At 50.6% G+C, this 12,601-nt stretch carries 12 protein-coding genes; 9 read left to right on the plus strand and 3 right to left on the minus strand.

Annotation, left to right across the window (positions count from 1 at the left end):
• The first annotated feature begins 92 nt into the window (after window positions 1–92).
• The 4 genes from BN3772_RS07990 to BN3772_RS08005 all read left to right on the plus strand — a co-directional run bounded on the left by BN3772_RS07990 (window position 93) and on the right by BN3772_RS08005 (window position 4,005).
• Window positions 93–1,646 carry an ABC-F family ATP-binding cassette domain-containing protein gene (locus tag BN3772_RS07990; protein WP_042198540.1) on the plus strand — a complete coding sequence of 518 codons (1,554 nt, stop codon included), beginning with the start codon at window positions 93–95 and terminating at the stop codon, window positions 1,644–1,646.
• A 79-nt stretch (window positions 1,647–1,725) separates the two neighbouring features.
• Window positions 1,726–2,781: a ThiF family adenylyltransferase gene (locus BN3772_RS07995; protein WP_042198542.1), complete on the plus strand. Its 1,056-nt coding sequence runs from the start codon at window positions 1,726–1,728 to the stop codon at window positions 2,779–2,781.
• Between the two features lie 17 nt (window positions 2,782–2,798).
• Window positions 2,799–3,101 (plus strand): Dabb family protein, encoded by a 303-nt coding sequence (locus tag BN3772_RS08000; RefSeq protein ID WP_042198544.1) that lies wholly within the window; start codon window positions 2,799–2,801, stop codon window positions 3,099–3,101.
• A 151-nt stretch (window positions 3,102–3,252) separates the two neighbouring features.
• Window positions 3,253–4,005: a response regulator transcription factor gene (locus tag BN3772_RS08005; RefSeq protein WP_052380418.1), complete on the plus strand. Its 753-nt coding sequence runs from the start codon at window positions 3,253–3,255 to the stop codon at window positions 4,003–4,005.
• Between the two features lie 21 nt (window positions 4,006–4,026).
• On the opposite strand, the gene BN3772_RS08010 is transcribed toward BN3772_RS08005, so the two are convergent.
• Both BN3772_RS08010 and BN3772_RS08015 read right to left on the minus strand, forming a co-directional pair.
• Entirely contained in the window at window positions 4,027–4,533 is a 507-nt protein-coding gene (locus BN3772_RS08010) for a C40 family peptidase (RefSeq protein ID WP_042198546.1), read from the minus strand.
• A 275-nt stretch (window positions 4,534–4,808) separates the two neighbouring features.
• The gene (locus BN3772_RS08015; RefSeq protein ID WP_042198548.1) at window positions 4,809–5,450 is read right to left on the minus strand and encodes a thiamine diphosphokinase; all 642 of its coding nucleotides are present in this window, start codon (window positions 5,448–5,450) and stop codon (window positions 4,809–4,811) included.
• 188 nt (window positions 5,451–5,638) lie between these two features.
• Between BN3772_RS08015 and BN3772_RS08020 the strand changes: the two genes are divergently transcribed.
• Window positions 5,639–6,103 (plus strand): low molecular weight protein-tyrosine-phosphatase, encoded by a 465-nt coding sequence (locus BN3772_RS08020; protein ID WP_042198959.1) that lies wholly within the window; start codon window positions 5,639–5,641, stop codon window positions 6,101–6,103.
• Window positions 6,104–6,242: 139 nt separating this feature from the next.
• Here the strand turns inward: BN3772_RS08020 and BN3772_RS08025 are convergent, their stop codons facing one another.
• The gene (locus BN3772_RS08025; RefSeq protein ID WP_042198550.1) at window positions 6,243–6,974 is read right to left on the minus strand and encodes an alpha/beta hydrolase; all 732 of its coding nucleotides are present in this window, start codon (window positions 6,972–6,974) and stop codon (window positions 6,243–6,245) included.
• 265 nt (window positions 6,975–7,239) lie between these two features.
• Between BN3772_RS08025 and pdhA the strand changes: the two genes are divergently transcribed.
• From pdhA to lpdA, 4 genes are all read left to right on the plus strand, one after another.
• Entirely contained in the window at window positions 7,240–8,307 is a 1,068-nt protein-coding gene (gene pdhA, locus BN3772_RS08030) for a pyruvate dehydrogenase (acetyl-transferring) E1 component subunit alpha (RefSeq protein WP_042177294.1), read from the plus strand.
• Window positions 8,308–8,322: 15 nt separating this feature from the next.
• On the plus strand, window positions 8,323–9,300 hold the full coding sequence (locus tag BN3772_RS08035; RefSeq protein ID WP_042198551.1) for an alpha-ketoacid dehydrogenase subunit beta: 978 nt from the start codon (window positions 8,323–8,325) through the stop codon (window positions 9,298–9,300).
• Window positions 9,301–9,421: 121 nt separating this feature from the next.
• Window positions 9,422–11,074 carry a 2-oxo acid dehydrogenase subunit E2 gene (locus BN3772_RS08040; RefSeq protein ID WP_042198553.1) on the plus strand — a complete coding sequence of 551 codons (1,653 nt, stop codon included), beginning with the start codon at window positions 9,422–9,424 and terminating at the stop codon, window positions 11,072–11,074.
• A 3-nt stretch (window positions 11,075–11,077) separates the two neighbouring features.
• Window positions 11,078–12,490 carry a dihydrolipoyl dehydrogenase gene (lpdA, locus tag BN3772_RS08045; protein ID WP_039873749.1) on the plus strand — a complete coding sequence of 471 codons (1,413 nt, stop codon included), beginning with the start codon at window positions 11,078–11,080 and terminating at the stop codon, window positions 12,488–12,490.
• The last annotated feature ends 111 nt before the right edge of the window (window positions 12,491–12,601 follow it).

Here is a 12,601-nt window from a genome sequence, read left to right on the forward strand (position 1 = left end):
AAAATGGTCGTTATATGCATAAATAGACCGTTCCTCATGCTTAGCATAGACAGGAATTAGACAGAAGATAGATAGGAGCTTAACGAGAATTTATGAGTTTACTTACTGTAGAAGATGTTTCACATAATTTTGGTGACCGGCAGCTGTTCAAGGATGTATCCTTCCGGCTGCTGGACGGAGAGCATGTCGGATTTGTGGGTGCGAACGGCGCCGGCAAATCGACGCTGATGAATATTTTGACCGGAACACTGCTCAAGGACAGCGGAAAAGTGGAATGGACACCGCGGGTCCGTTATGGTTATCTGGATCAGCATACGAAGCTTTCCCCGGGAAAAACGGTGCGCGATGTGCTTAAGGATGCTTTTCTGCCGCTCCTGGAGCTGGAGAAGGAAATGATGGCCATTACCGATAAGATGGGTGATGCCACGCCTGAGGCGCTTGAGCAGCTGCTGGAGCAGATGGGCGAAATCCAGGAACAGCTGGATATCGGTGATTTTTATCTGATCGATGTCAAAGTGGAGGAAATGGGCAACGGCCTCGGCCTCTCGGCAATCGGACTGGATCGTGATGTTGCGTCGCTGAGCGGGGGACAACGGACCAAGGTACTGCTGGCGAAGCTGCTGCTGGAGAAACCGACTGTACTGCTGCTCGATGAGCCGACCAACTATCTGGACGTTGAGCATATCGACTGGCTGACTAACTACCTGAAGCAGTATCCGTATGCTTTTATGCTGATCTCCCATGATACTGAATTTATGAATAAGGTTGTTAATGTGGTTTATCATCTGGAATTCGGCAAGCTGACACGTTACACAGCGAATTATGAGAAGTTCCTGGATATGGCTGAAATGAATAAGACCCAGCATATTGAAGCTTACGAGAAGCAGCGTGAATTCATTAAGAAGCAAGAGGAGTTTATTCAGAAAAACAAAGCGCGTGCCTCGACCTCAGGCCGGGCGAAAAGCCGTGAAAAGCAGCTCGACCGCATAGAACGGATCGACCGCCCGGAGGAGGCGGCCAAACCAAGCTTCTCGTTCAAGGAGAGCCGCTCCAGCGGCAAAACCGTGTTCGAGGGCATTGACTTCGAAATCGGCTATGACCGTCCGCTGCTGCCGAAGCTGAACATGACGATCGAACGCGGTGATAAAATTGCGATTGTCGGCAGCAACGGTGTAGGCAAATCCACACTGCTGAAGACGATTTTGGGTGTAATTCCGCCGTACAGCGGCAAAACCTATCTCGGTGATTACCTCAATTCCGCGTATTTCCAGCAGGAGGTCAAAGCTGCCAGTGTTACGCCGATTGATGATGTATGGAATGAATTCTCCAGTCTTACCCAGAATGAAGTGCGCGGCCATCTGGCCCGCTGCGGGCTGAAAAACGAGCATATCACCCGTCCGCTGAGCATGCTGAGCGGCGGAGAACAGGCTAAGGTGCGCCTGTGCAAGCTGATGATGCGAGAGAGCAACTGGATTCTGTTCGATGAGCCGACCAACCACCTTGATATCATTGCCAAGGCTGAGCTGAAGCGTGCCCTTCAGGAATACAAAGGTACCGTTCTGCTGGTCTCCCATGAACCGGAATTCTATGAGGATTGGGTAACGAAGACCTGGAATGTTGAGCAGTGGTCTGCACAGAAGGTATAGAATAATTTCAGAATCCGGGTACAGGCAGTCTTTGCAGGCTGCTGTTTCCCGGGTTTTTAATACAGGGGGCTGTTCAGGAATGAGTGACAGTGATAATATCCAGACGACCGGCCAGAACGGCCGCTATTCCCGGCAGGTACGGTTCACCCCGTTCGGCGCAGATGGACAAGCAGGGCTTGCAGCAGCAAGTGTCCTTATTGTGGGAGCGGGTGCACTGGGCACCGGCATGGCCGAGACTCTGGCCCGCTGCGGCGTCGGGCGGCTGATTCTGGCAGACCGGGATTATGTGGAATGGAGCAACCTTCAGCGGCAGCAGCTGTACACCGAAGAAGACGCACGCCTGCGGATTCCTAAGGCAGAGGCTGCCAAGGCCAGGCTGGAGCAGATTAATTCGCAGATCCGCATTGAAGCCCATATAATGGACGTACGGGCGGAAGAGCTGGAGGGTCTGCTGTCCGGAGTGGATCTGATCATGGACGGCACAGATAACTTTGATACTCGCCTGATCATCAATGATATGGCCCAGAAGCATGACATCCCCTGGATTTACGGCGCCTGTGTCGGCAGCTATGGAATTACATATACCATCATCCCCGGCGAGACGCCGTGCCTGAATTGTCTGCTGGGTACGGTTCCGCTGGGAGGAGACACCTGTGATACTGCAGGGATTCTCCCGCAGGCCGTTCAGCTTGTGACTGCCAATGCGACTGCGGAGGCGCTGAAGCTGCTGGGCGGCAGGCGCGGGCAGCTGCGCGGCAGGCTGCTAAGCTTTGATGTATGGCGCAATGAGCATCAGGAGATCGGAGTTAAGGCGGCGAAGAAAGCGGATTGTCCTTCCTGCGGAAGCCATGCTGTCTATCCTTATCTGACTGCAGCGAATACGGAGCGCAGCGATGTGCTGTGCGGCAGGGATACTGTGCAGATCCGTCCGGCGCAGCGCAGGCAGCTTGATCTGCAGGAGACAGCGGCAAGACTCGCGAAGCTGGGAAGCGGCAGAGTGGAGAGCAATCCGTTCCTTGTCTCTTTTACGGACGAGACCTACAGGCTGGTGGTTTTTGCTGACGGACGGGCACTGATTCATGGAACCAGTGATATTGCTGCTGCGCGCAGTGTATATCACAGGTATTTTGGCTAAGGAAGGGAAGGATATCAATGGACACAGGAACAATCAGGCATATGGCACTCTTTACCCTGAAGTATCCGGCGGATTCAAAGGAGGCGGAGGCCTTCTTGAAGAACGGGGAGAAGATTCTGAGTGCAATTCCCGCCGTGCGCCGGTTTGAGGCGCTGCGCCAGATCAGCAGCAAGTGCCAATATGATTTTTGCTTCTCGATGGAGTTTGCAGGCCAGACAGAGTATGATGCCTACAACAATGATCCGGCCCATAAGGCCTTTGTTACGGAGCGCTGGGAGACTGAGGTTGTGAAGTTTCAGGAGATCGATCTGCGGCATTAATCTGATAAGGTATCCTGCAGGCCTGACAAGCGGAATAAACAGCCGGAAAGACCATTCATGCGGAATGGTCTTTTTGCTTTATGGGGACGCTAAGGGCTAACTGCGGCGGTCATACCGCACTGCAAGGCTGAATGGATGCGGGGTACAAAGAATGAATGAAATAGTCGCCTGGTTTACGGAAGATCAATCTTCTGCCGATGGCGGAAGCACCGGAGGGTTCCTGCCGCAGGCAGAAGCGCACCGTCAGATGGAGCAGCTGCTAAGTGAGCTTGGGCTCCATACGGTAATAAGCGAAGATCCCGGGGATCTTCGCTTATTACTGGACAGGGTGCGGCCTGTGCTGCTGCTTGCGGAAATCAGCAATGCCGGGGCTTGGCAGGGGTGGAATATCATATCGGAGTACCGGTCACAGGGGGTATTCATACCGGTGATGGTGATAGCTGGCGAAGGCAGCGGAGAGGAAGCCGTAGCCGTATTCGAGGCTGGAGGTAATGAATACATGATGAGGCCGCTGCACACCGGAGAATTCAGGTGCAGAGTAATGAATCTGCTCTGGCTCACCGGACGGCGGCGGGGGCACGAATCCCTGATCAAAATTGACGGCCTGATGCTGGACTCCGGCCGGCGGCTGGTCAGCCGTGACGGAATTCAGCTCAGTCTGACGCCTAAAGAATTTGATCTGCTTCATTACCTTGCTGTACGTCATGGGGAAATCTGTCCGCGGGATGAGATTCTAAAGCATGTATGGGGGTACCATTTTCATGCAGATACCAATGTCGTCGATGTATACATCAGACACATCCGCATGAAAGTGGATAAAGGTCACCGGAGCAAGCTGATTCAGACCGTGCGCGGAACGGGATATATGCTGAAGGCGCCGGAAAGCAGCCCTGCGGGTCATTGAGCTGCAGGCTATCTTGCAGGTCTACAGTACGCGGCGCGCCTTCAGATATGTTTTTTTCCAGTTGCCCGAGTTCAGGTCTGATACGGTTACGCCCGGTGAGCCGTATGTGTGCAGAATTTTACCGTTGCCGGCGTAGACTGCTACATGGGTAACATTTTTCCCGTTGGCTCTGCTGCCGCTGGAGAAGAATACGAGGTCGCCTACACGGAGATTGTCTTTGGACACTGCTTTTCCTACTTTGGACTGTGCCACAGAGGTGCGCGGCAGGTTAACGCCATATTTGGAGAAGATATATTTTGTAAAAGATGAGCAGTCGAAGTATTTTGTTGTTGAAGTGGATGCACCGAATTTATAACGGGTGCCTAAGTATTTTTTGCCCAGGTTAACGATGCTTTGTCCGGTTGAGGCTGTCACAGAAGCGGCAGCAACAGGTGCTGTGCCGGCTCCGGTAGCCATCAGAGTACTCAAGCCGATTGTAGTACACATTCCTACGATAACTGCTTGTTTGAACCATTGGTGCTTTTTCATGCTGAAATACCTCCCAGGTTTATATCTTTCTTGTATTCTTCTTCCTCTGTTTCGTAGTATAGCAGTTTATGTATAGCCTATAATTTTCCATAACTGCCTTGGAATCAAGCCCTGCCTGGATTGGAAGCGTTATATTAAAAAAACATTAAAAGTTACAAAATATTAATATTTACAGCTCTGAACAGCACAAAAAAACCGGGAAACCCATGCGGATCAAGGGGAATCCCGGTTTTACACTTTTGAAACAAAGGTTACAACGATGTCTCCGATATGTATTAATCCTTGCTCTGAATGATCAGCAGCAGGCCGCTTTCAATGGTAACCGTACCGGTCTCTTCCAGCAGGCGGTTGCTGACAGCTAAGGACTGGCCCAGCTTAAGGGTCGCGTTATCTAGCGGATACTGGAAGCCCTGCAGTGTAATCCCTGTTACCTCTGGTGTCAGCGGAAGCAGGGAGACATAGGTATAGCCCTGTTCATGAACCAGCGACTGGGAACCGGTAAGAGTAATATAGTTATGAGTGTCCATTATAGAACAGCTTACCTGGCGCTGCAGCGCTCTTGTCATCATCTGGATGCTGGCCAGCGTGTGATCCATTCTTGTACCAGTAACCCCCATAAGCAGGATGGATTCAGGCAGGGTATTCAGCGCCAGATCAAGTGCCAGCTCGCTGTCTGTCAAATCCTTGTCTACGGGATCGCAGGTGACCGTTTCTTTGCTGCCTGCCCTGATGCGTTCCAGCGCCTCTGGACTGACAGAATCAAAATCACCTACCGCTATATCAGGCTTGATGCCATGCTCAACAAGAAACAAGGCCCCTCTATCTGCTCCTATAATAAAATCCTCTTCATCAATATGGCGTAAAAAGTCCGCAGACAGCTCACCCCCGGCGAAGATAACCACGCGATTGGATGGCAAAGCAATCTCCCTCCTCTATTGTTGTTTATAGTTCGTCATCCTCCACAAAGTATAAAGCAATCCTAAAAGTTGTACAATTGCAGCCGGTAACGCTAAAATGGATATAGCGGGTTCCTTCTATATATAGTAGGTAGAATAGATACCGCTCTTAAGTCTTAACATCAGAACCCTGCCGGGAGGTGAGAGAAATCGTAAACGTATTATTCGTATGTCTGGGCAATATTTGCCGTTCGCCGATGGCGGAAGCCGTTCTCCGCAGCAAAATTGCGCAGCGCGGCCTGCAGGAATCCATTAAGGTGGATTCAGCGGGAACCGGAGACTGGCATATCGGGCACGTACCCCATGAGGGGACCCGGCGCATTCTCGATCAGAAGGGAATCAGCTACGCGGATATGACTGCACGGCTTGTAAGCAGCAATGATTTTGACAGCTTCCAGTATATCGTCTGTATGGATGATTCAAACGTGGTGAATGTCCGCAAGCTCCCCGGAGGAGAGAAGGCGGAGCTGCTGACTTTTATGGAGCTGCTTCCGGATGAAGAACTTCGTGAGGTGCCCGACCCTTACTTCACAGGTAACTTTGAACAGGTCTATGCCCTCATTGATGCCGGCTGTGATGTACTGCTGGATACAATAGCAGAGGAAAGGCTGTAGCCAAGGAGATATATATCCGGTACCGTCCTTGAAAAAAGAAGGACGGGCACCGTGTGCCCGTCTCCTATTGGAAGCGTAAACAGTCAGCATCTATACATAAATTAGCTGTTCGTTCACCGTTTCGTCATTTTAAGCTGTTTCATGGGGTTAAGAAATAGAGTAATGATTCTGGGAGTTCTTTTTGCCAAAATCCCCAAAGATGCTTCCCGTCCTTCTCCCGGTAGGAGACGGTGGCTCCGCGGGATTCAAGCAGGGCTTTGGTATCCCGGTTCATCTGCACGAAATCGTATACGCCGGTATCGGTCTGGTAATCTGTCTCCTGTAGTCCTACTACCATATTAATAGTAAGCCAGGACAGATCCTCCTCCTGGGCGATGATATCGCGGGATTCGGGATAATAAGCGCCGGATAAGCTAAGCACACGGCTGAATAAGCCCGGATAGGCAAGCGCCAGATGCAGCGAAACACTGCCGCCCAGAGAGTCACCGGCGATGATACGCTGATCAGGCGTGCGGCGGACCGGATAATTGTGCTCAATGAAGGGAATAATTTCTTCGGCGAAGCAGGAAAGGTACTGCCTGAACCGGCTGCCGAAGGGAGCATACTCCTGAGTCCGGACGGCAACGTTTACCTCTACGCCTACAATAATGAAGGGTTCAACATCTTCTTCAATAATGAGCTGTCCGGCGATAGTGGCAATACGGCCGAAGTTGAAGAATTCCTCGCCGTCCTGGCAATAGATTACGGGATAGCTGAGTACTTCATTGTAGCCCGGGGGAAGATAAATGCGGAGCTTGCGTTCCTCCTGCAGCTGTTCACTCCAGAGGGTTTGCTTAACAATTGTACGTTTCAGAAAAACAGGTTCGCTCATGACTATATCGTCGCCTTTCTTGTCGAATTTTGCATTACACATGCGCTTGCGTTAAAATTACCCAAGCGGTAAATGTATTAAAAATCATTTACATGCTCGAAAAACTTAAATCTGTTATATGATATTAAATATCCTGTTATACATACAAAATTTATGGAAACATAAATTTTATGCGTATTTCTTTGACGAAACATATAAAACAGGTGTATAATAATTCTATAACAGATACCACTGATGTTCAAATTTTTTTATTGAGGTGAAGATGATGACTAGAGTTCCTTATGAAGTGTATACAGAGGACGTGGAGGCCCTTTCGGTGCTTTCTCCGGATGGAGAGGTTATCAACAAAGAGAAAATGCCTGCACTTACCGATGATCAGCTGAAAGAAATTATGTACCGTATGGTCTTTACCCGTACTTGGGATGACCGTGCCGTTAACCTTGGCCGTCAGGGCCGTCTTGGCTTCTATGCTCCGGTATCCGGACAGGAAGCAACCATGATCGGCAGTGAATTCGCACTGCAGAAAGAAGATTTCGTATGCCCGGGCTACCGCGATATTCCACAGCTGGTATGGCACGGACTTCCATTATATCAGGCTTTCCTGTATTCCCGCGGTCATCAGCACGGCGGACAGATTCCGGACGGCGTAAACGTACTTATGCCGCAGATTATCATCGGCGCGCAGATTCTGCATGCTACCGGTATTGCAATGGGCTTCAAGCTGAAGAAACAGCAGAATGTTGCAATCACCTATACTGGTGACGGCGGTTCTTCCGAAGGCGACTTCTATGAAGGCCTGAACTTTGCCGGTCGCTTCAAATTGCCGGTAATCTTCTTCGTACAGAACAATGGCTATGCGATTACTACTCCGTTTGCTAAGCAGACGGCATCCAAATCCATTGCCCACAAAGCAGTAGCTGTAGGTATTCCGGGAATCAAGGTAGACGGCATGGACGTCTTTGCTGTAATCGCTGCGGTTCAGGAAGCTGCAGAACGTGCACGCAAAGGCGAAGGCGCTACGCTGATTGAAGCTGTAACTTACCGTTTCCGTCCGCATTCCCTTTCAGATGACGCCAGCAAATACCGTTCCAAGGATGAAGAAGGCCAATGGAACGAGAAGGATCCTATCGCCCGTCTTGCCAAGTATTTGGAGAAGAAAGGCCTGTGGACCGAAGAAGATACACTGCGCGTAAGAGAAGAAGCGAAAGCGACTGTAAATGAGCAGATCAAAAAAGCAGAGCAAACCGAAAAAATGACCGTTTCAGGCTTGATCGACAGCATGTTCGAGGTAACTCCGAAACATCTGGAAGAGCAAAAAGCCGATTTCGAATAAGGGGGATATCAGGCAATGGCACAAATGAATATGAAAGAAGCAATTCGTGACGCACTGCGCGTTGAACTGAATCGCGACCCTAATGTTATGATCTTTGGGGAAGACGTTGGTAATGTAGGCGGCGTTTTCCGCGTAACAGAAGGGCTGCAGAAAGATTTTGGCGAAGACCGTGTGTTTGATACACCGCTCGCTGAGTCCGCAATCGGCGGTCTGGCTTTTGGTCTGGGAATCCAAGGTTTCCGTCCAATCGCAGAAATTCAGTTTGTCGGCTTCATCTATGAAGCACTTGACCAGATCGTTATCCAGGCTGCACGCCTTCGTTACCGTTCCGGCGGTAAATATAACGCTCCAGTCGTATTCCGTACTCCGTTTGGCGGCGGCGTTAAGGCTGCTGAGCTTCATACGGATTCCCTTGAGGGCCTGATTGCACAGAGTCCGGGGATCAAGGTTGTTATTCCTTCCAACCCTTATGATGCCAAAGGTCTCATGATCGCATCGATCCGCGATAATGACCCTGTATTCTTCATGGAGCACCTGAACCTGTACCATGCGTTCCGCGCTGAAGTACCTGAAGGTGAGTACACTGTTGAACTGGGCAAGGCTAATATTGTCCGTGAAGGTTCTGATGTAACAATCATCTCTTACGGCCTGATGGTACATACTGCTACCAAAGCGGCTGATCAGCTGGAAAAGGAAGGCATTAAGGCTGAAATTATCGACCTGCGCACGGTTAGCCCGATTGATATTGATACAATCGTAGCTTCTGTTAAGAAGACTAACCGCGCAATTGTTGTACAAGAAGCGCAGAAGAGCTCCGGTGTTGCCGCTGAGGTTATCGCGCAAATCAATGAAAAAGCAATTCTGCACCTTGAAGCACCTGTACTTCGTGTGGCAGGTCCGGATACCATCTATCCGTTCGCACAGATCGAAGATAGCTGGATCCCTACACCGGCACGCGTTGTAGCAGCTGTGAAGAAAGTTCTGGAATTCTAATAGAGATTATTTCTGCCGTCCTTGCACAAAGGGCGGCACCACTTTCTGCAATATACTTATACATTAAGCGAATGTTTTCGCTATCCCAAATGAAGCTAAAAACTTTTAGGAGGTTATCAAGGTGGCAAAATTTGAGTACCGGTTCCCGGAGCTGGGCGAAGGTTTGCATGAAGGCGAAATTATTAAAATGCACATCAAAGCCGGCGACAAAGTAACCGATGACGATATCGTAATGGAAGTGCAAAACGACAAGGCAGTGGTAGAAGTACCTTGTCCTGTTAACGGCACAGTGCTTGAAGTATTCACTAAAGACGGCCAGGTATGCCGCGTTGGTGAAGTTGTAGCAATCATTGATGCAGAAGGCGATGTTCCTGAGCAGGAAGGCGGCCATCCGGCTGAAGCAGCTTCCCAGGAAGCAGATGCAGCTAAAGGCGGAGCAGATACTACTTCTTCCCCGGGAACCAGTGCTCCATCAGCTGGCGGCGCTGTAAACTTTGAATACCGTTTCCCTGAGCTGGGTGAAGGCCTGCATGAGGGTGAAATCATCAAGATGCACATCAAAGTCGGCGATAAAGTAACTGACGATGATATCATCATGGAAGTACAGAACGATAAGGCAGTAGTTGAAGTGCCATGCCCGGTTAACGGAACTGTAACTGAAGTCCGTGTTAAAGACGGACAGGTATGCCGTGTAGGCGAAGTTGTGGCTATTATCGCTGCAGAAGGCGAAGTTCCACAGCAGGAAGGCGGCCACGCTGAAGCTCCGGCAGCACAGGAAGCTGCAGCAGCACCAGCCGCTGCACAGGCTGCTGCTCCGGCACCTAACCGTGATATTCTGGCTACTCCTAGCGTCCGCAAAGCCGCACGTGAGCAAGGTGTTGATCTTGCGAAGGTGAACGGCAGCGGCAAAAACGGCAAGATTACACATGATGATGTTGCAGCCTTCCTGAAGGGCGGCTCCGCGGCTCCGGCTGCAGCAGCACCAGCAGAGGCGTCTGCACCTGCAGCAGCTGCTCCAAAAGCAGAAGCTAAAGCGCCAGCGGCAGCACCAGCTGCGTCAGGCAATGCCAGCCTGGAAGAAGAGCGCGTACCATTCAAGGGTATCCGCAAAGCCATCTCCAATGCTATGGTTAAATCGGCATACACAGCGCCGCATGTTACCATCATGGACGAAGTGGATGTTACTGAGCTGGTAGCTTTCCGTACCCGCATGAAGCCTGTTGCTGAGAAGAAGGGCGTTAAGGTTACTTACCTGCCGTTCATCGTTAAGGCTCTGGTTGCCGCATCCCGTCAGTTCCCTGCGCTTAATGCAATGATTGACGAAACCACTAATGAAATTGTGTACAAAAAGTACTACAACATCGGTATCGCTACAGATACAGACAATGGTCTGATCGTGCCGGTAATCAAGGATGCTGACCGTAAGAGCATCTGGATGATCGCAAGTGCAATCACAGATCTGGCTGTTCGCGGACGCGACGGCAAGCTGACTTCTAATGAAATGAAGGGCAGCACGATCTCTATCTCCAATATCGGTTCCGCCGGCGGTATGTTCTTTACTCCGATCATCAACTTCCCTGAAGTTGCGATTCTGGGTACAGGCCGTATCACTGAGAAGCCTGTTGTGAAGAACGGTGAAATCGTAGCAGCTCCGGTTATGGCGCTGTCCCTGAGCTTTGACCACCGTATCATCGACGGTGCAACTGCACAGAACTTCATGAATTACATTAAGACCCTGCTTGCAAATCCTGATATGTTAGTTATGGAGGTGTAATAAATGGTAGTCGGAGACGCTTCAATTGAAATCGACACATTGGTTATTGGTGCAGGTCCCGGCGGGTATGTGGCGGCAATTCGTGCCGCCCAGCTCGGCCAAAAAGTCCTCATTGTAGATAAATCGGAGCTCGGCGGTGTCTGCCTGAACCGCGGATGTATCCCTTCCAAAGCGCTGATCTCTGCAGCTCACAGCTATGAGGCTGCACAGCACGGTGATGTTTTCGGTGTTACTGCCGAGAACGTAAAGGTAGACTGGGCCAAAACCCAGGAGTTCAAAAACGGTGTAGTTAAGAGAATGACCACCGGTGTAACCAGCCTGATGAAGGGCAACAAAATTGAAGTATTCAGCGGCGAAGCAATGTTCATCAGCACAAACGAAGCCCGTTTGTTCAATGACCATGAATCCCCGCGCTACAAATTCAATAACTGCATCATCGCTACAGGCTCCCGTCCGATTGAGCTGAAGCCATTCCCGTTCGGCGGACGTATCCTGTCCTCGACAGAAGCTCTGGATCTGCCAGAGATTCCTAAGAGCATGATCGTAATCGGCGGCGGCTATATCGGCGCTGAGCTTGGTCAAATGTACTCCAAATTCGGCACTAAAGTAACGATCATCGAAGGTCTGGACACTGTATTGCCAGGCTTCGATAAAGATATGACCCGTCTGGTTGCCAAGAACATGGCGAAGACCGGCATCGAGATCGTAACGAATGCCAAAGCGGAAAGTGCAGTTCAGAACGACAAGGAAGTAACCGTTAAGTACTCTGTAGGCGGCGAAACCAAAGAAGTTACAGCAGACTACCTGCTTGTGACTGTAGGCCGTCGTCCGAATACAGACGGCGAGCTGGGTCTTGACCTGATCGGCGTTGAGCTGGACGAGCGCGGTCTGATCAAAGTAGACCATCAGGGCCGCACTAACGTGCCTAACATCTACGCAATCGGCGATATCGTTGCAGGACTTGCTTTGGCACACAAAGCTTCCTACGAAGGCAAGATTGCTGCTGAAGCCATCTCCGGCCACAAATCCGTAGTTGATTACAAAGTCATCCCGGCTGTTGTGTTCACCGATCCTGAGTGCTCCAGCGTCGGCCTGACTGAGAAAGAAGCTAAGGACAAGGGCTACAAGGTAAAAGCCGGCAAATTCCCGTTCGCGGGCAACGGCCGTGCGGTTTCCCTGAACGCTCCGGAAGGTTTCATCAAGATTGTGGCTAACAGCGAGAACAACCTCGTACTGGGTGCGCAAATCGTTGGTCTGGAAGCTTCCAACCTGATTGCTGAGCTGGGTCTGGCAATTGAAATGGGCGCTACGCTCGAAGATATCGCTCTGACAATCCATGCACATCCAACCCTTGGCGAAATCGTCATGGAAGCGGCTGAGCTGGTAGAAGGACATCCAATCCACGTAGTGAAATAATACATTACCGTCTGCTGTTAAGCAGAATCATCATAGAAGAGACTCCCAATGTCATGGTAATGGCTGAGGGGGTCTCTTCTTTTTACATAAAAAATGAACAAGGAGAGGAGT

The sequence above is a fragment of the Paenibacillus camerounensis genome (genome assembly GCF_000723885.1).
GTDB classification, from domain to species: domain Bacteria; phylum Bacillota; class Bacilli; order Paenibacillales; family Paenibacillaceae; genus Paenibacillus_AQ; species Paenibacillus_AQ camerounensis.

Coding starts and splice junctions, on each gene's coding strand:
- BN3772_RS07995 (WP_042198542.1), top strand. CDS start 1,726: ATGAGTGACAGTGATAATATCCAGACGACCGGCCAGAACGGCCGCTAT.
- BN3772_RS08035 (WP_042198551.1), top strand. CDS start 8,323: ATGGCACAAATGAATATGAAAGAAGCAATTCGTGACGCACTGCGCGTT.
- lpdA (WP_039873749.1), top strand. CDS start 11,078: ATGGTAGTCGGAGACGCTTCAATTGAAATCGACACATTGGTTATTGGT.
- BN3772_RS08005 (WP_052380418.1), top strand. CDS start 3,253: ATGAATGAAATAGTCGCCTGGTTTACGGAAGATCAATCTTCTGCCGAT.
- BN3772_RS08025 (WP_042198550.1), bottom strand. CDS start 6,974: ATGAGCGAACCTGTTTTTCTGAAACGTACAATTGTTAAGCAAACCCTC.
- BN3772_RS08010 (WP_042198546.1), bottom strand. CDS start 4,533: ATGAAAAAGCACCAATGGTTCAAACAAGCAGTTATCGTAGGAATGTGT.
- BN3772_RS07990 (WP_042198540.1), top strand. CDS start 93: ATGAGTTTACTTACTGTAGAAGATGTTTCACATAATTTTGGTGACCGG.
- BN3772_RS08000 (WP_042198544.1), top strand. CDS start 2,799: ATGGACACAGGAACAATCAGGCATATGGCACTCTTTACCCTGAAGTAT.
- pdhA (WP_042177294.1), top strand. CDS start 7,240: ATGACTAGAGTTCCTTATGAAGTGTATACAGAGGACGTGGAGGCCCTT.